Origin of the sequence: Thermohalobacter berrensis, from assembly GCF_003609645.1 — a bacterium.
Lineage (GTDB): Bacteria > Bacillota > Clostridia > Tissierellales > Thermohalobacteraceae > Thermohalobacter > Thermohalobacter berrensis.
Genome location: NZ_MCIB01000014.1, coordinates 32,980 through 54,549 on the forward strand (window position 1 = coordinate 32,980; position 21,570 = coordinate 54,549).

At 27.8% G+C, this 21,570-nt stretch carries 19 protein-coding genes and 1 pseudogene; 4 read left to right on the forward strand and 16 right to left on the reverse strand.

The window, feature by feature from the left end; all coding sequences use genetic code 11:
• Position 1: 1 nt before the first annotated feature.
• The 10 genes and pseudogenes from BET03_RS07805 to BET03_RS07850 all read right to left on the reverse strand — a co-directional run bounded on the left by BET03_RS07805 (position 2) and on the right by BET03_RS07850 (position 11,870).
• Positions 2-826 carry a carbohydrate ABC transporter permease gene (locus BET03_RS07805; RefSeq protein ID WP_120169050.1) on the reverse strand — a complete coding sequence of 275 codons (825 nt, stop codon included), beginning with the start codon at positions 824-826 and terminating at the stop codon, positions 2-4.
• 34 nt (positions 827-860) lie between these two features.
• Positions 861-2,192, reverse strand: a complete 1,332-nt coding sequence (locus BET03_RS07810; RefSeq protein ID WP_120169052.1) for an extracellular solute-binding protein — start codon at positions 2,190-2,192, stop codon at positions 861-863.
• A 144-nt stretch (positions 2,193-2,336) separates the two neighbouring features.
• Positions 2,337-2,552, reverse strand: coding sequence for an integrase core domain-containing protein (locus BET03_RS07815; RefSeq protein ID WP_120169054.1), 216 nt, complete (start codon positions 2,550-2,552; stop codon positions 2,337-2,339).
• 90 nt (positions 2,553-2,642) lie between these two features.
• Positions 2,643-3,113 (reverse strand): IS3 family transposase, encoded by a 471-nt coding sequence (locus BET03_RS07820; protein WP_183108782.1) that lies wholly within the window; start codon positions 3,111-3,113, stop codon positions 2,643-2,645.
• 1,712 nt (positions 3,114-4,825) lie between these two features.
• Positions 4,826-5,971, reverse strand: a pseudogene (locus tag BET03_RS07825) (IS3 family transposase).
• Positions 5,972-6,435: 464 nt separating this feature from the next.
• Positions 6,436-8,118, reverse strand: coding sequence for a putative ABC transporter permease subunit (locus BET03_RS07830; RefSeq protein WP_120169058.1), 1,683 nt, complete (start codon positions 8,116-8,118; stop codon positions 6,436-6,438).
• Complete coding sequence (locus BET03_RS07835; RefSeq protein ID WP_120169060.1) at positions 8,115-8,840, reverse strand: ABC transporter ATP-binding protein; 726 nt, start codon at positions 8,838-8,840, stop codon at positions 8,115-8,117. Before BET03_RS07835 ends, BET03_RS07830 begins: the two co-directional genes overlap by 4 nt.
• Before the next feature lie 131 nt (positions 8,841-8,971).
• Positions 8,972-9,958 (reverse strand): DNA methyltransferase, encoded by a 987-nt coding sequence (locus BET03_RS07840; protein WP_120169062.1) that lies wholly within the window; start codon positions 9,956-9,958, stop codon positions 8,972-8,974.
• Between the two features lie 18 nt (positions 9,959-9,976).
• A complete protein-coding gene (locus tag BET03_RS07845) occupies positions 9,977-10,900 on the reverse strand; it encodes a type II restriction endonuclease (protein ID WP_120169064.1) in 924 nt (307 codons plus the stop codon).
• 25 nt (positions 10,901-10,925) lie between these two features.
• On the reverse strand, positions 10,926-11,870 hold the full coding sequence (locus BET03_RS07850) for a DNA adenine methylase (protein WP_120169066.1): 945 nt from the start codon (positions 11,868-11,870) through the stop codon (positions 10,926-10,928).
• 221 nt (positions 11,871-12,091) lie between these two features.
• On the opposite strand from BET03_RS07850, the gene BET03_RS13640 reads away from it, so the two are divergent.
• From BET03_RS13640 to BET03_RS07860, 3 genes are all read left to right on the forward strand, one after another.
• Entirely contained in the window at positions 12,092-12,229 is a 138-nt protein-coding gene (locus BET03_RS13640; RefSeq protein WP_183108783.1) for a hypothetical protein, read from the forward strand.
• A 72-nt stretch (positions 12,230-12,301) separates the two neighbouring features.
• Positions 12,302-12,787, forward strand: a complete 486-nt coding sequence (locus tag BET03_RS07855; RefSeq protein WP_120169068.1) for a CBO0543 family protein — start codon at positions 12,302-12,304, stop codon at positions 12,785-12,787.
• A gap of 75 nt (positions 12,788-12,862) precedes the next feature.
• Complete coding sequence (locus BET03_RS07860; RefSeq protein ID WP_183108784.1) at positions 12,863-13,321, forward strand: hypothetical protein; 459 nt, start codon at positions 12,863-12,865, stop codon at positions 13,319-13,321.
• 34 nt (positions 13,322-13,355) lie between these two features.
• Here the strand turns inward: BET03_RS07860 and mnmA are convergent, their stop codons facing one another.
• The gene (gene mnmA / locus BET03_RS07865) at positions 13,356-14,444 is read right to left on the reverse strand and encodes a tRNA 2-thiouridine(34) synthase MnmA (RefSeq protein ID WP_120169070.1); all 1,089 of its coding nucleotides are present in this window, start codon (positions 14,442-14,444) and stop codon (positions 13,356-13,358) included.
• Between the two features lie 334 nt (positions 14,445-14,778).
• Between mnmA and BET03_RS07870 the strand changes: the two genes are divergently transcribed.
• On the forward strand, positions 14,779-16,158 hold the full coding sequence (locus tag BET03_RS07870; RefSeq protein ID WP_120169072.1) for a pyridoxal-phosphate dependent enzyme: 1,380 nt from the start codon (positions 14,779-14,781) through the stop codon (positions 16,156-16,158).
• Positions 16,159-16,195: 37 nt separating this feature from the next.
• On the opposite strand, the gene BET03_RS07875 is transcribed toward BET03_RS07870, so the two are convergent.
• The 5 genes from BET03_RS07875 to glgD form a co-directional block, all read right to left on the reverse strand.
• Entirely contained in the window at positions 16,196-16,714 is a 519-nt protein-coding gene (locus BET03_RS07875; protein WP_120169074.1) for a hypothetical protein, read from the reverse strand.
• Between the two features lie 15 nt (positions 16,715-16,729).
• The gene (locus BET03_RS07880) at positions 16,730-17,344 is read right to left on the reverse strand and encodes a J domain-containing protein (protein WP_120169076.1); all 615 of its coding nucleotides are present in this window, start codon (positions 17,342-17,344) and stop codon (positions 16,730-16,732) included.
• Positions 17,328-18,221, reverse strand: coding sequence for a DUF5685 family protein (locus BET03_RS07885; RefSeq protein ID WP_243096891.1), 894 nt, complete (start codon positions 18,219-18,221; stop codon positions 17,328-17,330). The genes BET03_RS07880 and BET03_RS07885 overlap by 17 nt, the downstream gene beginning before the upstream one ends.
• Before the next feature lie 231 nt (positions 18,222-18,452).
• On the reverse strand, positions 18,453-19,898 hold the full coding sequence (gene glgA, locus BET03_RS07890; protein WP_120169080.1) for a glycogen synthase GlgA: 1,446 nt from the start codon (positions 19,896-19,898) through the stop codon (positions 18,453-18,455).
• 485 nt (positions 19,899-20,383) lie between these two features.
• Positions 20,384-21,502 (reverse strand): glucose-1-phosphate adenylyltransferase subunit GlgD, encoded by a 1,119-nt coding sequence (gene glgD, locus BET03_RS07895; RefSeq protein ID WP_120169082.1) that lies wholly within the window; start codon positions 21,500-21,502, stop codon positions 20,384-20,386.
• Positions 21,503-21,570 lie beyond the last annotated feature (68 nt).

Consider the following 21,570-nt stretch of genomic DNA (forward strand, 5'->3'; position numbering starts at 1 on the left):
ATTAGTTTCCACCTACTCTTTTTGCATGTTTTTTATCTAAAATGAACAGTAAAAAAACAACAACAAATATCATTAATGAAAAAATATATGCAGATGATGTAAGTTTTTCATACTGTAAATCATTAAATTTATTGTTAATATAATGTTGAAGCATGTATATTTTAGGATTTGGATAACTACCTTGTAGCATATATATATCCTTAAAAATTTTAAAGGAGTTTATAATTGTAACAATTGCTACAAAAACATTTATAGGTGTAAATAATGGGATAATTATATACTGCAATCTTTGAAAATAATTTGCTCCATCTATCATAGATGCCTCTATAACTTCTTTATCCATTTGTGATAAACCTGCTAGATAAATAATAAGATTGTATCCTGTGTTTTTCCATATAAATATAAGTATAACTACAAGCATGGCGTATTCACTATCAATTAGATTAAAACCATTAAATCCGAAAACTTTTTTAAAAAAACCTACTACTGTACCTGAAGGAACTGCTATAGGTAGCATAATAGAAAGCTTTACAATTTTAGGTGCTTTTAATTCGTATATCATAAGAGCAATCACAAAAGAAATAACTATTAGTACAGGTATAGATATAATCATAAAAAAACAAGTATTTTTTAATGCTATTTTAAATGCATTGTTTTTAAATACATCAGTATAATTATTAAATGCAACAAAGGTGCTATTAAAACTACTTTTACTTACTGAATACTTTATTCCTCCAAAAAAAGGAATAACATAAAGAATACCAAAACCTATAAGGCTTGGTAGTATAAAAAGAAGTCCTTTATACTTTTTTGACTCAAATATCATGTTCTTAAATTCATCTCCCCCAATTTATAAACTTTTACTCATTAAGCCATATATTATATTTATTTTCTAGCTTTTGTAATTCCATACTTAGCTCTTCATCTGTGTATAATTTATCAGTAAAAATAAGCTTCATAAGGTCCTTATGTAACATAAGTTGAAATTCATATTTCACTGAGTCTATTTGCCTATATGGCTTATAAATTCCAGCTTTTATCTTTTTTAATATATATTTTCTTAATTCAATGGCCTTTTTACTAACATTATTTTTTCTTTCAATTTTACTAATTTTATCTTCAATATTTTTATTAACTGGATATCCCCCGTAAGTTGAAAAATTAAACATCAGTAGTTGAACTTCGTCACTTAACAAACCATCTAAAAATTTCATACCAATTTCAACATTTTTCCCATTTTTATTTACAATAAATCCCCAGGTTTTTAATCCAATATCTTTGTCAATTCTAGGTAAAATTAATAAATTTTCTTTTTTCATTTTAGTGCTTGTAACCAATGTCTTTAATCCATTAATTCCAAATCTGTATTTTAAAACTTTATTTCTATTCTCATAATGGTAATCCTTCCTCATTGACTTTAAATATTTATCAGAATCATAATCAAAAAACATTTCATAATAATCCATATATGAATATTTAGAATTAATGATATAGTTGTCTGAAAAGATTTTTTTCTGTGCATCTTTTATAACATTTTTAACTTTTAAATTATTTAAAGTAACTATTTTTTTGTCTTTATCTATTATTTCTAGTCTATTCAATGGATTGACTACGATATCTTTATACTCTGTAATATTAAAATATCTCGGCTCCTCTTCTAACCATTTCTTTTTAATATGTAAATACTCTTTATTAGTCCAATTAAAATTAGGTTCTTTCATTCCTAATTCTTCTAATAAATTTTTGTTTAATATAGTAGCTACGTAAGTCATTCCAATCGGTACAAAGGAATCTTTATATTTTAAAGAATTATATATTTTTTTATAATTGTTAATCCTTCCTTTAACATTTAATGCAACACCGTTATCTATATATTTGCTATAGTTTTCAGATTCTGAAAATAATATCAACGTAGGTCCTTTTTTAAAATACAATTTAGTATTAAGCTTTTTAATATAATCATCATAAGTGTTGGCTTCTATTGCATCAATTTTAACTTTTATTCCTGTTTCTAATTGGAATTTATCTATATATCCTTGTAATACAGGGTATTTCTTGTAAGTATCATTATATGTCACAATGGTAATTTCATTATGTTTATGAATTTCACTATTACTTACAATATTTTCTACTGTACATCCAATCATTAATACTATTGATATAATCAAAACTAATATTAATAATTTTTTCATTATTTATCCCCTTATCTTTAATTCGGATATTTTTAGATTATATAGCTTAGTTTTGATTGTTAGATAGCTTACATTAATATTTTGGACACAAAAGTTTAACAAATTAAGAAGCTGACTTTGAATTATTCTCAAATTGGTCTGGATTCATATAATTAATACTACTGTGTATTCTTTTTCTATTGTACCAAGACTCAATGAATACAAAATAGACTTCTTAGCATCATTAAAATCTCTATACTTTTTGTGATAGACTTCTTCTTTTTTTAATATTGAATGAAATGATTCTATTGGGGCATTATCATAAGGATTGCCCTTATTACTAAAAGAAATATTTAATCCTAGACTTTTAACCTTTTTCATATATTCATAGCTAGTGTATTGGCTACCTCGGTTAGAATGAATGATAACTTAACCACTAGATCTTTGGTTAAAATAAGCATTTTCTAAAGCTTATATTGTTAATTTAGTAGTCATAGATTTAGAGAATGAGTAACCTATGATTTTTCGTGTATATAAATCCATAATTGATGCTAAGTGATACCAACCATCTTTAATAGTGTAAATATAGGCAATATAGGCTACCCACTTTTGATTAATATAAGTAGCTGGAAAGTCTCTTTTGATAATATTTTCACCTATTCCATCATTAGATTTAGAAGAATAATACTTAAATTTTTTACTAACAATTGACCTAATACCTAGCTTTTGCATCAATCTTTGTACTCTTTTTAGACTTATTGACCATCCACGAGATTTTAGTATTTGTCTAATTTTAGGAGCACCATAACGTTTTTTGCTATCTAGATAAACAGACATAATCTCTTTTTTAAGTTTTTCATTTTCAAGAGTTTTGTTAGACTTTTTTCTAGGTCTACGGTCATAGTAAGTGCTAAGAGGTAGTTCTAAAGTTTCGCATAACAATTTAATATTATGTTTTTTCTTATTATCTTCGGTAAAAAATGTATTGCTATAGCAAATCCAGAAAATATAATTAATAATATTAGTATGATCGTTGATATAACATTTTTTATGAGTTTAAAACAGACTTAAATATTTCCTAAATATTACAAACATAGAGAAACTTCATAGTTATTACGTTTAATTTTATTATCTTAGATTGAATAGTAGAAGTACAGTAATAAACATAATCTTATGATTACGGTTCTAGTGCTTACATATTCTAAAACTGCTATCTTCAAAATAATATATCTCTGTTGATTTTGAAAAAATACAGCATACACTCCCTCCTTTTTTTAATATTACTTACTTAATATTACTTTAATAGTCTTTCATGAGTCTTTCATGTAAGCCTATTTTTAAACAGATTGAAAGATAAAACTACATGATTCTGCAAGATTTTTTTGAATAGGAAATTTACAAATCCTTTAAGTGAATTTGGTTAATCCTTAAAAATTACTGTAATTTAAATTGTAATTTTTAATTACCTAAAAATGGTAATAATTTAATTCTTGTTAAATATCTTATTATTACCTCTCAACTATAATTTAAAATATATATTCATACGCTAAGTCTTTTAGTAATGTATATTTAAATATTTGTTAATTGTACATTTTTTACCCAAATTAACTTAAATTAGCATTATTTTAGAAATCTACTTAATAAAATTTATCTTTGTTCCGTTTTGTTTTTATACTAAAATTATATATTTGTTCACTTTTTCCCTTCCGAAAAGCATATATAGCCATATTTAATGCATATTTAGCCACAAATAAAGTATATTTAACCAAATTTAGATATTTTTCATTAGACTTCAAGTATTTCGTTCTATTTTCAATTTATACAAAAATAATAACAATACTATCATTTTATGTACTCCCTTTAGATGGATAAACTAAATAAAAAATCTGTTACTTAAAAAGCTTTTTATTATTAGGCTTAAAAAATAAATACACAGGAAAAGTATTCACTAAAAGTAAAACTTTAAATTTATTAGAACATATAGAAGGATTGAAAACTGTTTTAGATGTTACCTAAACTTATGGAATAACAAAATCTACGTTTTGAAGCTAGCGCTATAACTATAGAACATATTTGGTGAATGGCCTAAAGAATCCAAATCAAGAAAACGGTATTCAGAAGCATTAAAAGAATAAGATGTCTTAGAATATCTTTTAAAAAATAGTTCTAAAGAAGAAATAGTTAAAAAGTACTAAATATCTTCTAGAAGTGTTTTAAGTAGATGGATAAAAAAGTATAATAGCCATAGAGTATTTAAAAATATAGAGAAAAAAATAAATATCTCTATGACCAAAGAAAATTCTAGTAAACAAAAAAGAGCTGATATCATACTGTTTTGCATTAAAAACGGATATGATTACCGATAAGTGTCGACCACATTTGAGGTGTCTTACCAACAAGTCTATCGATGGGTGAAAAAGTATAAAAAAGAACAAAAAGATGTTTTATGGACTCACTTCAATATTTTAGATACAAAAAATCGAACATTTTTATGACTTTAAATAATATTTCTATTGAAAGCCTTGACATGCAGTCTCTATAAACATTCTTAAGAGCAAATGAGGCGGTAGCCTTTATTTTCCCTTGGAAGCTGTAGTATCATGTCTATTTCTCATGTAAAGGCATACTATTTCCCTGATTTTAACTTATTTACTTTAGCTAATTTCATATTCTTCGGGTGCCATGTAGTCTATACCACTATGTATTCTTTTTCTGTTATGCCAACTTTCCATATACCTAAATATGGCTAATTTAGCAGCTTCTTAATCATAATATTTCCCTTGATTTACCTCTTCTTTCTTTAGCACTGAATGAAATTACTCAATACAGGCATTATCGTAAGGACATCCTTTTTGGCTAAATGAGTGAATTATATTGTGTTTTTGTACTACTTTATTAAATTCATGCCTTGTATATTGAGCTCCTAAATCTGTATGCAATATCGCTTCTTCACCAGGAGACTGCTAAGTAATATCGTTTTTAAAAGCTTTTTTAGTAAATTTGTATTTATTGTTTTAGAAAATGAATAACCAATAATTTTTCTAGTATGAAGATCCATAACAGATGCTAAATAACACCAACTATCTTTAATTGTATGGATATATGTTATATCAGAAACCCATTTTTCATTTATTTTACTTGTTATGAAATCTCTAGATATGATATTTTCTTTGTTTTCTACCTTAACTTTAGATGAATGTGGCCTATATTTCTTTTTAACTATAGAAGATATATTAAGCTTTTTCATAAGTCGTTGTACACGTTTTAAGCTTATTTTATAACCTTGTTTTTTAGTATTTTATGAATTTTAGGCGCTCCATATCTTTTTTTACTGTCATCGTATATTTTAAGAATTTTTCCTTTATATTTTTTATTTCCTTTAGCTCTGTTAGATTCTACTAGGTTTAGGGATTTATAATAAGAACTCCTGGGTATCTGTAATACACTGCAGATTAATTTTATACCATGATTATCTTTGTTCTCTTTAATAAATTCAACAATAGACCTAGTATTATTTATTCTTTTGCGAATATGGTCATAGCCTTTTTTAATATCTGGTTTTCCTCCTTAGTTTTAGCTAGTTGTTTCTTTAATTTATTATATTCTTCAACAGTTATAGTTTTATTATCATCAACTGTGATTTCTTTTTTCTCCTTAATCTAGCCATTTATAGTAGATTTTGCTATGCCATATTCGTTACTTAGCTTTGTTATAGATTCTCCAGATTTATATAAATCCACTATTGTATTTTTAAAATCTCCATTGTATCTTTTTGCCACTGTAGACACATTCTTTCCCATTAATCTTATTTTATAATGTTCGAGAAAATGTGTCTACAATATTATACTAACATCAAGATTCAAATGAAATAACGTAAAATATGTCGTGAATTAGTAGATGTATCGACAATGTTTCAATGGAGAGTTTTTAGTGAATTTTAAGTGTAAAAAATATTACTTAAAATAAATATGAAACTTTTAAAGAATTAAAGCAATCAATAGAAAAAAATATAAAATTCTACAATAACAAAAAGTTATAGAAAAGAGTAAACAACCTAGTCGCCAAGGAATATCAAGCATTGGCTGCTCAGACTACTTTTATTATTTCTACTGTACTTGACAAGAGTCGGTTCAATTCTTCTCAGACTGCCATTATTTATATCCTGATAATTTCAAATTTAATTTTTATTATAGATTTCTAATAATAAAAACACAATACTAATCTTTATTACCCTTTTTATATTCATTAATCCACCTCTTACATTCTACTCAATTTCTTTATACCTTTTAATAGTGGTTCCAGCTAACATCATAAATAAAACTATTGATAATATGATAAATACAATTAAAATTATAGAATAAATTACTAGAAGTGATAGATTTATCTTTGATAACACAAAGATTAGTCCACCATATATCAACATATATAAAAGACCAGCTACCATTGAAAATAGTACATTTAGGTTTTGTTTCATGGCCTTTTGAGGATTATCCCAATCAAGTAGTGGCCTTAATATATCTATTAACATACCTATTTCAATAATTGGTATACTACCTAGTAATCCTAAAGTAGTTACTAATAAAATAGTTGAAATTTTAAGGTTTACTAAAAATGATGCTGTTATAAGGATTACAGCTATTGTTAGTAATTGTACTAAAAGACTTGATAATATCTTACCTGTAACCTGATATTCTACTCTAACAGGAGCTACCCTTGATATCCAAAACTGCTTACCTTCCCTTGAAAAAGTAGTTGAAGCAACTCCATTTGTAGCAGAAATAAATATAACAAATCCAATTAAAAAGTAATTTGCTATGTTAATAAATTCTTCAGAATATAACCCCTTTATATATTCAAAGACTTCTGGTGAAGCAATAAGTGGTATTAATAAGGCTATAGGTATAACAATTATAGCACCTATAGAGTTTATTAAGAATATTGGTGTTCTCAATAATAGTTTTATCTCCCTTAACAGTATAGATACTACAGGATGATTTGCCTTTGATGCTCTTTTTCTAAACTCTTTATTAGAAAGCTTTTTCTTCTTAGCTGTGACCTCTTCTCCTCCAATTAATCCTTTATAAAACACCCTTTCTCCTAATAAGACCATTAAATAAAAGATTATAGAAGATGTGCCAATAAAAGTAATAAATGAAGTAAAACCTTCTATACTATTTGAATTACTTAAACTGATAGCTGCCCATCTACTTGGTGGAAAGGCTACGGCCGATTTTGCAACAAGGGCATTCTTTTCTTTAACAAGATTAGCAATATACTCCTGCTCTTGCCCTTGAGGTACATCTCTAGACATATATTGTACTCCAACCTGTATTCCTATAATTGTAGCTATTATTAGGATAAATCCAATTACCCTTATTAAATCCCTTCTAGCTTTAATATTGGTATATCTCATAAATACCATAATAATAATTGACGAAAGGGCTAAAGGTATAATTGGTACAAATAGTATTATTAAAATACTATATAACCAATATAATATATTAGTATTATTATTAAGTGCATAAATAGTTACTACTGGTATGTTTATAGGTAGTGTTATTAAATATTCATTTACAAGAATTGCTATAAATTTTGATATTACAATATTACTTGGTTTTATGGGTAATGGTATTAAAAATTTTAAGTCATTGGCAAAATAAAACTTTGATGCAACATACATTATCCCAAATATGAATATAACCATTTGTGATATAAGAAATCCTACAAGAAGAAACATACCTTCTTGGTTAATCATTTCAAAACCTTTATAAACACCATTTAAAAACCCTAAAAATAGTAAATATGTTGGTATTAAAGAAGATATTACTACCAAAAACAATATTGGCTGCCATAGTTCTTTCTTCTGCTTAAAATACTTATATTTAAAGGCTGAAATACCAAAATTAACGTTTAAATTTACTTTTATTAATGACATTAACTCTCTCATTTTTCAGTCAACTCCAAGAATATATTTTCTAATGATTCTTTGTTTTCTGATTGTCTTCTTAACTCTTCCATAGTACCTTGAGCTATTATTTTACCCTTATTAATTATTGCAAGTCTATCGCATAATTTTTCTGCAACCTCTAAAACATGGGTTGAAAAGAATACAGATTTTCCCTCACTACATCTTTCCCTCATTATCTCCTTTAAGTTAAAGGCAGACTTAGGATCAAGTCCAACCATAGGTTCATCTAGTATAAAAAGCATTGGATCACTTAAAAGTGCAGCAGTAAGTACAATCTTCTGCTTCATACCATGAGAGTAACTTTTTATAAGGTCATTAACTGCATCCTTTAATTTAAAAATCTCTAAGTATTTTTCTATTCTTTTTAATCTTTCCTCTTTAGAAACACCATACATATCAGCAATAAAGTTTAAATATTCCATACCACTAAGTCTATCGTATACTTCTGGATTATCTGGTACATAACTTATGATTTTCTTTGTTTTAAGTGGCTCTTTTTGATTATTAATTCCATTTACAAAAATATTTCCCTCATCAGGTTTAAGTAAACCTACTATCATCTTTATCGTGGTTGTCTTACCTGCACCATTTGGACCTAAAAAACCAAAAATCTCCCCTGGTCTTACATTTAAACTTATGTTATCTACAGCCTTTATGGCACCTTTGTTATAGGATTTACTTACATTTTCTATTTTCAGCATACTATTTTCCCCTTCCCACTTTCTTAATACATTTTATTAATATATTATCCAGCTCATATTTATATTATATATCTATTGGTTGATTATGGAAATGGTGTAAAGAAAAAACCTTCCTAAGTTAGGAAGGGTTTTTATTTAGGCTTTCTAAAAATAAATAAGTATTCATGAGCTATTAAAAGAAAATTGTATTTGACACTTCTTTTATACCAAAAACCTGTGGCTCTACAATTATGTTGCTCTTTTATTATAGTTTCTTTTAATATAAATCCTGTATTTAAGAAAATTTGCATTACATTAAATCCTAAAGGAATCATATGCTTTTTACGTCTTGTATCCCCTATTAATATTGCACAATATTTATCTTTTTTTAGTACTCTATATGCTTCTTTAGCCACTTTTTTCATTTCATAAAGAAATTCATCAATATCATATTGAGATAAGTCACCATCAATATTTTGACTATACTTAATAATATTAGCATAAGGAGGATGAGTACAAATTAAATCAATACTATTATCAGGTATAAAATCTAGTTTTCTTGCATCCCCTTCGTATATTTTAGGATGATATTCAATATTTTTTCTAAATCTTAAATTATCTTTGGCTAAGTTAATTGCATCTGGATTAATGTCAATACCAATACCTTTTCTTTTTAATAATTTAGTTTCTATTAAAGTAGTTCCACTACCTAAAAACTGATCTAATACCACATCATCCATTTGAGAATATCTAAGTATTACATTCCTGGGTATATATGGAGACCAATTTCCTCTATATTTTCCGCTATGTGTTGCCCATTTACCCCTATTAGGAAAACTCCATACAGTTGTAGCTTCTAAATTAAAGTCTTTAGGTTTCCATTCTTTTACCTTAAGCGGCTTCTTTATACAATATTTGGCTTTATTTTCTTTTACAATATTTAGCTTGTCCAATATGTATTTTTTTGGTAATTTGATTTTTTCTTCAATTTCTTTTATAGTAAATCCTTTATTATTCAGCTCAGTAATATTTTCTATTATATCATCTAAATGTTCACTATGCTTTGCTTCTAGGTGATTTACATAATGTTTCTTATAAAATTTTTCTTCACAAAAACAACATTTTATTTTTTTAGCCATATTTTCCCCTCTTATTTCTTATAATTTAATTATTTCTTCTAATACTCCGTCAGCTATCATTCTAGTATTAATTAAAAAGTCATTATTATTAAAAGCCTCCCTCAGAGGTTTATGAGCAGTTTTCCAACCAACACCATCAGTAATCCATATAAACTTATCAACTATATCTTTATCTTTTAAGAAATTATTTAATGTACTAAACTCTCCTGCTACTGATTTTAACTTAGAGCCCCCACCTGAGTAAAAATTAGTTTCTATCAATATAACTTTTCCTTTATTATTTATGGCAAAATCGTATTGCCTGGATGATTTATCTACTGGTATATCTATATTCCATTTTTGAGAAAGTTTCTTTTTGGTTGCTTGAGAAATATATTCTAGTTCTAATTTATTACATACTTCTTGTATATACCATTCAGTGATTTTTTCCATTATTATACCACTCCTGTTTTTACGGGCATTTGTTCCAATCCCTACTTCCAGTCCTATGCAATAATCTACAATATTTTTTATTTTTTTATTTGTGAAAATTTCCAACAAACCTATTTTATCACAAAATTCTACTATATCGTTTATTTCTTCAACATTGTACCTTTTTTTCTTTCTGAAACTATATTTTTTATATTTCCAATCCTTCCCTTTAAAATCTACAAGCACCTCTAAATTTTTCTCTCTTACAGCTACTAAAATAGGAATAACTGAAACTACATTAGGATATTTTTTAATTAATTCTTTCATTCTATTTTTTATATCATCTTTTCCTATTAGATAATTTAACAGATTTAATTCTACTTCAATATTACTAACATTTTGAAAAACTTTCCCCCAATCAATAAAAAATTCAAAAGTTCTATTAGTATGTTTTAAATTATTTATTAAATAGTGAAAAACATCATCTTTGGTTTTCAAACCTAATTTTTTATAAACTTCTAATTCTTTCATTGAGTTATCCCCCTAACATAATCATCTAATAATTTATAATTAAAAGTTCTTTAATTTTCCCTCTTTTATTTGCCTTGGAATTAATACTTCTTTTAGCATCAACTCGTAAAATATTATAATGTTTATTAGGATTTTTTTTGTTACATTCATATAAATTATCAAAAAAATTATCTTCTACATTAGCATTCTTAGGATCAGAGTTACTTAACATCAATTTAGCTCCTTTTAAATCTAATTTATCATAAAATTCTGCCAATCTTACTTGCTCATCATCATTGAAATCACTTTTTTGATAAGCTGTAAATGAAGACGAAGTGCTTAATGGTCTATAAGGTGGATCTAAATATACAAAAGTATTTTCATCTATATATTTTTCAACTTTTTCAAAATCTCCATTTATTATTTTTACATTCTTCAATACTTCTGAAACACTCATTAAATTCTCTTTATCTAATATACAAGGATTTTTATACCTTCCATGCGGTACATTAAATTTGCCTTTTTTATTTACTCTATATAATCCATTAAAACATGTTTTATTTAAAAAAATAAAATATACTGCTTTTTCTACTTTACTTAAATTTCCATTATTAAATTTATCTCTAATATTATAATAATATTTCTTCCTCTCATCATTACATAATCCTAAATATTCATTTGATAGTTCTTTTAAATAATCAATTAATTCATGCACATTATATTTTATGGTTTTGTATGCATTGATTAAATCTTCGTTTATATCATTTATTATTATCTCTTCAAATTCATAATTTTGAACTAAATAAAATAATATCGCTCCCCCTCCTACAAAAGGTTCTATATATCTTTTTATTTCACCTTTTTTTAATTCTAATGGTAATTTTTCACTTATTATAGGGATTAACTGTCTTTTTCCTCCTGCCCATTTGACAAAAGGTTTTACCTTATCAGCATTTATTTTCACATTTATCACCTGCTTAATTTTTTTCATTAGTTAGATTTATATAGTCTTTTAAAGCAATGTTATAAATATTATAAAACAATATTACTTTTTAAACAACAAGGGTAAAGTGCCAAAACTTGCCGTGAACTATTTAACTTTCAACTCTAATACAAACCTTTGCTCCCCAAAAACATATTTTCATAATCCCAATCATTTTATCTAATACTAAATAATATAGAAATATTTCTATATAAATTGGAGGCATATTTATGAAGAAAAATAATAAAGAGAAAAAGGAATGTACTGAATCAGTAGAAACTCCTTTAGGAAGTTTGAAAGTTAACTGTAAATTATTGGATAAATCTTTAACCGAATGGACTAAGGAAAGGATTAACAAAAATAAATAGTTTTTTAAATGTAAAGAGCCAATAGCTTGGCTCTTTTTTAAGATATTTATTTTAATATAGGATGGTGTTTTTATGCCTGTAGAAATTTCCATACAATATTTTGCTATAGCTATTTCTATTTTAACTTTAATAATAAAACACAAAGGAATGAAAAAATACGTACCAGTTGCACTATTTGCAAGTTTATATGCAAATATATGGGGTTATATAGCTAAATACTTTAACTTTTGGTCTTATCCTATTAAACTTTTTCCTGTAGCTGAAGATCTATCATTAGTTGTAGATATAGTTGTTGTTCCTGTTATTGCAATGTTTTGGGTAAGGTATTGTCCTAAAAGGTTCAAAGATAAACTTTTTTGGGCTCTTGAATGGACAGTTGTATTATCAATTATAGAGTTTTTTCTAGAAAAATATACTGATGCAATGGAATATGGAAATGGATATGCTTGGTATCATTCATCAATTTTATGGTTTATTAGCGGGTTTATTTGGTTAGGATTCCACTTGTGGCTTAATGATTGGAAAAGGGATATAGACAACATTTTTAATAGATATTAGTCATAAATTTTACATTTTAAGGGGATAATATTTTTAGTGTATACAATACCAATTTAAGTAAAGGGGTTATCTTAAGTGACATCTCGGAAAAAGGGTATTGAAAGGGCTTTATGGAGTATAGCTATTCCTGGATTTGGACAACTGCTAAATGGAAAATATATAAAGGGACTAGTACTTATAACATTAGAATTTTTTGTTAATGTTAATGCAAATTTAAATACAGTTATAATTTCAAGCTTTTATGGAAATACATTAAAGGCCATTAGAGAAGCTGATTATCAATGGCTTATGTTTTATCCCTGTTTATATATGTTTGCTATATGGGATACATATACAGATGGATCAGACATTAAAGAGGAACTCTCTAGTTCTGTCCCCTTTGCTCTAGGAGCTTATTTTGGTACAATTGGAGTTATATATTCAAAGACATTTTCTATAGGTGGAATATTATTAGGGCCTATTTGGCTATCAATAATTTGCATTTTTATTGGACTTATCATTGGTTATATTGCTAAATTATTATACTTTAAGTAATAAAAGGTGGCTCAAATCAGCCACCTTTTATTTTTTACTCCTTTATAACTGATTCAATTACTCCTCCACCTATAACCTCGTTGCCATTATAAAATACAACTGATTGCCCTGGTGCAATTGCCCTTTCTTTTTTGTCAAAAATAACCTTAACCTTTCCATCTCCCAAGTTTGAAACTGTAGCAGGTAAAAACCATCCCCAATAACATACCTTTACTTCTACCCTTATATCTTCTTTTAATTCATCAAAGAGTGTAAAGTTTACATTCTTAGCAATTAAACCTTTAGAATAGGTATATTTGTCATCACCTAACATAACCTCATTTTTTTCTGCATCGATATTTATAACAAACATTGGTTTTCCAAAGTTTATACCTAATCCCCTTCTCTGTCCAATGGTATAGTTTACAATTCCCTTATGTTTACCAATAACATTACCTTCTATATCTACAAAATTACCCTCTTTAATTGCATCAGGCTTTATCGATTTTAGATATGATACATAATCTTCACCTGGAACAAAACATATTCCTGTACTATCAGATTTCTTTGATATTTTAATGTCTATTTCTGAAGCAATCTTTCGAATTTCTTCCTTTGACTCAAAATCTCCGAGGGGTAAAATAATATGCTTTAATTGGTCTTGAGTCAATGAATAAAATACATATGCCTGGTCCTTCATATCTGCCTTTCCTCTGTATATTCTATATCTTTTTATTTTCTCGTCATACCAAATTTTTGCATAGTGACCTGTAGCAATATAATAGGCTCCTAAACTATGGGCTGTTTCTAAAAGCTTACCAAATTTTATTGTTCTATTACATGTAACACATGGATTAGGGGTTCTCCCACTTAGGTATTCATTCACAAACTCATCTATAACCATGCTTTTAAATTCATCCCTGTAATCTACAACATAATGGGGTATATCTAAAATTTTTGCTGCACGTTTAGCATCTTCAATAAATTTAGGCTTAATATTATTACCATCTTTATCGTATTCATCAAAAAGATACATTGTAATCCCTATTAACTCATATCCCCTTTTCTTGAGAAGATAGGCAGTAGTTGTGCTATCTACACCACCACTTAATGCTACAGCTACTTTATTTTTATCAAGCTTCACTTTATCACCTTCTCATCTATTATTAGTATTTTTTTGTTATTCTCCTTTGTTCATTGATAAGTGCCTAATTTGAATTATTTCCCTATTTGTCATATCATAACATATAGGGCTTTGTTTAAATATTCAGATTTTCCATAATATTAGTTTAAATTTTTTCCTCCTGCAAAAAATATTAGCATATTACCTATTAAAATAAAATACTCATTAATTCTTTCAGAAAATTTAGGCGTAATAATATAATCCTTTACTATATTAAGATAAAAAGTCAATGTACATAAAGTTTTTTAATAAATAAAATCTTGTAAACTATATAATAACTTCAAGGAGGTTAATAATGGATAAAAGTATAATTAAAAACAGGGTTGGTAAAACCCCTATTTTACGTGCAAGAAACTTAGAAAAGGAGCTTGGGATATCTAAAATTTATCTAAAGTTAGAGGGAAATAATCCTTCTGGCCACAGACTAGACAGACTGGCATATCTTTTAATTAAAGATGCTATATCTGTAAATAAGCGAACTATTTGTCTAGGAACTTTTGGTAATCTTTCAAAAACTATAGCCTTTTTATCAAAGTATTATGAGGTTGATTGTGTATTTATATTACCTAAAAATAGTGAGTTTGCTAAGGATGAAATATTTTCTTCACCAAATATTAAAATCATTGAACATGGTCAGACACCTGCTGACTGTATTGAATATAGTAGAGAGTTGGCTGAAAAAAATGGATGGTATAACGCAAATCCTGGTATGGAAAATAATATTTTGTATATGATAGCCCTATCTTCTATAGCCCATGAGCTTAATAGACAGATTAAGGGTGAAATAAATACGGTGTTTTCACTATTAAGTTATGGTTTTTCAGTATCAGGCCTTGACTTAGGATTTAGACGTTTATGGATTGATGAAAAGATTAAAAGACTTCCAATGCTTTATAGCTGTACTATTAAAGAAGGTAACGTAATTTATGAATCATATAAGAAGAATAGTTCTAAAATACTTCCTATGTCTAATGAGCATGTTGAAATAACAAAGTATAATAAACACTTGGTTAATTTAGAAAGTTCCATAGCTCAAGATGCCTTGGATGCAATTTATGATACTAACGGAAAGGTTACAGGTGTAAGTGAAGAGGAACTAATACACTATGTGAAAAGATTTAGAGAATTAGAAAACGTTAATTTTAGTATAGCTAATGGGTATCCAATAGCTGGTTTTATGAAGGAAGCCGAAAAGGGTAATATATCTGATGGAACACATGTAATATTACTTAATGATGGAAGAGTAGATTTAGATATACGCCAATTTGATAAAGATGAAGATGACATAACCAAAGAGGAGATAGCAGAATTAACAAAGGAATGGCTTGTGGAATTTGCTGATCCTATATACGAAATTAAAGATGCCTTAAATAATGCCTTTGAAAATGGCTTCATTTTCTTAGCATACCATGATAATGAACTTGCAGGTATTTGTATAATAATAAATACGGGCTTTGAGACATTTATACCAACATATCACTTAGCATATATTGCCACTAATAAACATTCAAAGGGAAGAGGAATAGGTACCCAGCTATTAACTAAAGCTATTGAAGCCACCGAAGGTAACCTATCTTTACACGTAGAAAGTGACAATGATAGAGCTATAAAGTTATATGAAAAAATGGGCTTTGAAAAGTCCTATTATAGAATGATTCATAAGGGTTGGAAGTAATAGTAAAAAGTAACCAGTTTAGCTTACTGGTTACTTTTTATATTATATATTTTCTTAACTTTTCTTTATAATATTTAATCATTATGCTAAAGAAGTAATCATAGATTATAAATCCAACTTGAAGCCCTAAAATTACAGCCCATATCGGAAGAAGTGACTTTATGTTTATAAATAGAAGAATATCTGCTATTTTATAGGTTATATATGTAGCTATATTAAAAAGAAGAATCTTTATTCCCCATTCAAGGGGTAAATTGTTTAACCTTTCGATATAGTATTTTACTATAGCATAGTATCCAAAAAATATCACATAAGGTACTAATATAAGTTTATTGGGTACAATTATAAAGCCTAGGATTGTTGTAGCAGCAAAGGTCAATATTGCAGAGGAGACTCCAAATTCTACTACCATGGCTGCTGTAAATATTGTACTTATCCAAAAAAGGAATATTCTATTTGTTGGAACTATGGAAACTAAATATAGACATACAGAGTTAAGCAATGTAATAATTCCACCTAAAGCCACTTTTTTAGCTGGTCTTTTTTTATCATTCATAGTATAGTCCTCCCATTAACAACAGGTTAAAAGATCTCCTCCTAAGCATTCACAACAGCAATCTGAACATATTAAACATTCACATATCTCGCAGGCTGAAGGTTCTCTTCTTCCATAGCCCATTCCATGTCCAACATCCCTATATGTCCTATTTCTCATTGATATATTATTTAAAACTGAACGATACTCTCCATTAGTTGGATTTAAGTTTACAGCGTGTTTAATATACTGATAAGCTTGATCATACCATCCTTTTCTTAAAAGAACTACACCTTTAAGAAAATACCATTCATCATTTCTATCCCTTACATTTTCTAGTAACTCTTCTGCCCTGTTTAGGTTACCCCTTTCAATAAGAATACGAATTTCACCATATATATTTGTATGACTATTATGTTGATTATTATTCCAGTTGCTATTATGACCGTTGTTATAATTTACACCTTTATTTTTCATTAAGTAGTCATATGCCTCATTTATTTCTCTCATTTTTTCTTCTGCTAAATCTGCAAGTGGGTTATTGGCATATTGGTCTGGATGGTACTTTTTTATAAGTCTTCTGTAGGCCCTTCTTATTTCCTCTTCACTTGCTCCCTCTCTAACTCCTAATACTTCATAGGGATTTTTCATTTATAACAACTCCCTTTCTTAATATCTTATTCATTTTATGTCTGGTTCCTATATAAATGATATTCTCTATTATCTCTTTGTTTTGTTTTATATCTAAAAGTTCAAAGCTTTTTGCTATATTATCTAAAGTAAATGTTAGAGTAAATTCAATAGAATCCCTTATTCTAGATTTAAATTCTTCTATATCTTCACTTTTATTATATTTGTATTGCAGTAATATAGGATTATAGTTCTTTTCTTTAATATCCTTTTCTATGTCATTAAATGCATCTAAAATGTATATCCACCTTCCCATATTATAACCTAGCCATTTAAGAATTCTTATTTCCTTTTCATCTATTATAAAAGGTGCTACTGCTATTTCTTCCATTATTTTAGCAAAGGTATTTGCACTTTCATCTATTACTTCACAATTATTCTTTTCAAGCTTTATAAGTTGATTTAAGTAATGCTTTATTATGTCATATTTATCTTCATAGGTCTTTTTAGCCTTCTTTACAGGTAAAATATATGGTATTGATGCCAAAAGAGAGGGAATGGACTTTTCATCTCTCCAATCATCTATAAGTTTAAAATAAATAAGTATTACACTAATATATGAAGTATATTTTAATGAGTTATTCTGCTGAATTATGGTCTTTTTCTTAAATGGATTTGAAATACATGCTTCTCCTTTAAGCTTGTCCCTTTTATTTTCTAATGATGATAGTAAAAGGGCTAAAAAGGTTAAATCATAGTTTAATCCCAGCCTTACAATTTGGTTAAATTCTCTACCTAAAGTTTTACATAGTCCACAGTAATATCCTTTAAATACTCTGTATTCTCTAACTTTAAGCTCGTCTTTATAGGGCATTATATATCCAAACACTTTTTTCACTCTTTCATATATTTAGTAGTATTAAATATACTACTATTTTAAAATACCTTACAAGAAATAGCAATAAATAAAAAAAGTTGATGGATTACCAATCCATCAACAACGGTTATGGAAACAGTTATTAGTTCCTGGAACGATGAACCCGGTTTGCCGTTCCATGACAAACGAAACGTCCCTATGTCATTAAAAATTGAAACGCGAACCAGGTTCGCGTTTCATTTTTTTATTTCTTTAATTGTAAATTGTCAATTGCTTATACAGTTTTTCATATTCTTTAGCAGAATTTTTCCAGCTGTAGTCTCCTTCCATTGCCCTTTTTACTAGCTTGTTCCAAGCCTTTTTATCATCATAAAATTTAACTGCCCTTTTTATTGTATAAAGCATGTCATATGCATTGTAGTTAGTAAAGCTAAATCCATTACCTTCGTCTGTAAATTCATTATATGGTTGTACTGTATCATTAAGTCCTCCAGTTTCCCTTACAATTGGAAGGGTTCCATATCTTAAGGATATCATCTGTCCAAGTCCACATGGTTCAAATAGTGATGGCATTAAGAACATATCTGAAGCTGCATAAATCTTCTTAGCAAGTGTATTATTAAATAGTATATTAGCTGATAGCTTATCTGGATACCTATGTGAATATTCCCTTAGTATTGATTCATAATATGGTTCCCCTGTTCCTAATATAACCAACTGTACATCTAATGCTAATATTTCATCTAATACTTGAATTAATAGATCAATACCTTTCATATGTGCAAGCCTTGATACCATTCCAATCACTGGAACATCTTTTCTTCGTGGAAGTCCTAATTCTTTTTGAAGCTTTAATTTGTTTTCTACCTTTTTATCTATTGAATCAACACTATACTTAACATATATTTCTTTATCCTTCTTTGGGTTATACATCTCATAGTCTATTCCATTAAGTATTCCACAAAGCTTGTAGTTTAGTTTTCTTAATAAGCCATCTAGTTGTTGGCCATACTCGGGTGTCTGTATCTCTTTAGCATAAGTTTTACTTACAGTTGTTACTGCATCTGAATAGTTTATTCCACCCTTCATAAAGTTTATATTGCCATAAAACTCTAATGCCTCAGGATTAAAGTATTCCATACCAAGGTTTAAGAGACCAGTAAGTACTTCTTGTGGGAATATTCCTTGATATTTTAAATTGTGGATAGTAAAGACTGTTTTTATATCAGAATATTTATGGTCCCATCTATAGTGAGCATTAAGTAACACACTCACCATAGCTGTATGCCAATCATTACAATGAATTATATCTGGGTTAAAGTCTATATGCCTTATTGATTCTAATATAGCCCTATTTAGGAATGTAAATCTTTCACCATCATCATAATATCCATATAATCCATCTCTTTTAAAGTAATATTCATTGTCTATGAAATAATATGGTACACCTTCATATTCAAGATGTAATATTCCACAATACTCATTTTTTTGTCCTACTGGTACATCAAATTTAGTTATAAACTTCATCTTATTTTTTATTTCTTCTGGAATTTGAGAATACTTTGGAAGTATTACTCTAACATCTATACCAATCTTTCTTAATGCCTTTGGTAGAGAATATGCAACGTCTGCAAGTCCCCCAGTTTTTACAAAAGGTGCCACCTCACTAGCAGCATACAATATCTTTAATTTTGTCATTCCCGCTTCCTCCTTTTCTTTAAAAAGCAGTTCCTAGCTCTTTGCTCTCAGCCCTTAATAAAACTAGAAACTATCATCTGTTTCTTATCTAAAAACTAGGAACTGAGAGCTAACAACTGTTTTTTTACTAACCACTAACATATATTTTTAATTATATTTCGTCTTTTCATCATTAAACCTAGGGGACAGGTCTCCTGTTTCACTACGTTCAACGATAGAACTGTCCCCCGTTTCACTAACACATATTTTTTTCTCTTTATTTGCTTTTCTAATTCTCAATTTTCAATTTTCCATTGTCAATTGTATTTTAATGCAGTTCCTAGCTCTTTGCTCTCAGCCCTTAATAAAACTAGAAACTATCATCTGTTTCTTATCTAAAAACTAGGAACTGAAAGCTAAGAACTGTATTTATTACTTGTCAATTGTATTTATCCTATTTTACATTTTACATTTTCAATTTTTAATTTCTTTAATTCTCAATTGCATTACAGTTTCACGTCTTTCTTTATAACTAAAGGACTTTCGGAATCTCCATGTAATACTTTATTTTTTGTAATATGTACGTTTTTATCAAGGATTACATTCTCTAAATTGGCGCCTTCATCAATAACACATTTCTGTAGGATAACACTATTTCTAATTACTGCACCTTTTTTAATTTTTACTCCCCTGGCAATAACACTGTTCTCTACTGTTCCTTCTATTACTCCACCATTTGCAACAATAGAATTTTGAACCTTTGAACTATCAGTATATTTAGTAGGGGGCTCATCCTTTACCCTTGTATATATAAGTCCATTTTCGAAAAATAATTTTTCATATAAGTCCGTATTTAGTAATTCCATATTTGTTTTAAAATGACTCTTTATAGAATTAATACATGCAAGATAGCCATTAAACTGGTATGCATTTACTTTTAAATGTTCTACACTTTTTTGTATAGCTTGCTTAATATAATTATAATTACCCATAGTTATACTGTTTTGGATTATATCTATTAAAAGTTCTTTTTTCATAATATACATTTCCATAGAGATATTACAATAATCATCAGTGCCAACATTTTGACCTATACTTAAAACATTACCCTTTTCATCTAAATTAAGGGTATCACAGTTTAAAAATCTTTTGTTGTCATTTTCTACCCTTTTATAAACAATTGTAATATCTGCATTAGATTCTTTATGAAATTTATAAACATCAGCTAAATCTATATTGCAAATCATATAGCTTCTAGATAAAATAACATATTCCTGTTTACTTCTTTCAATATAATCTAAATGATTTCTAAAGTTCTCTATATCTCCATCATTTGCTATTAAATTAGGTGCATTAGATACGGGAGTAAAAACAAATAATCCATCTATCTTTCTATCTAAATCCCACTCTTTCCCTGTTCTTAAATGATCTATCAATGAACGGCTCTTACCACGAGTAAAAATTGACACATTCTCAATACCAGCATTAACCATGTTGGATAGCATAAAATCTATTACTCTATATCTACCAGCTATTGGTATAGCTGCCAATGGCCTGTGATGGGTAAGCTCCCTTATTTCATCTTCCTTTTCACTTAAATTAATAATTCCCATAAGATCTTTCATCTTTTTTTCTCCCCCTTTCTAAGCATCTAACCTTATCCTCATTTACCACTGTTATTTCTTCTGAATCT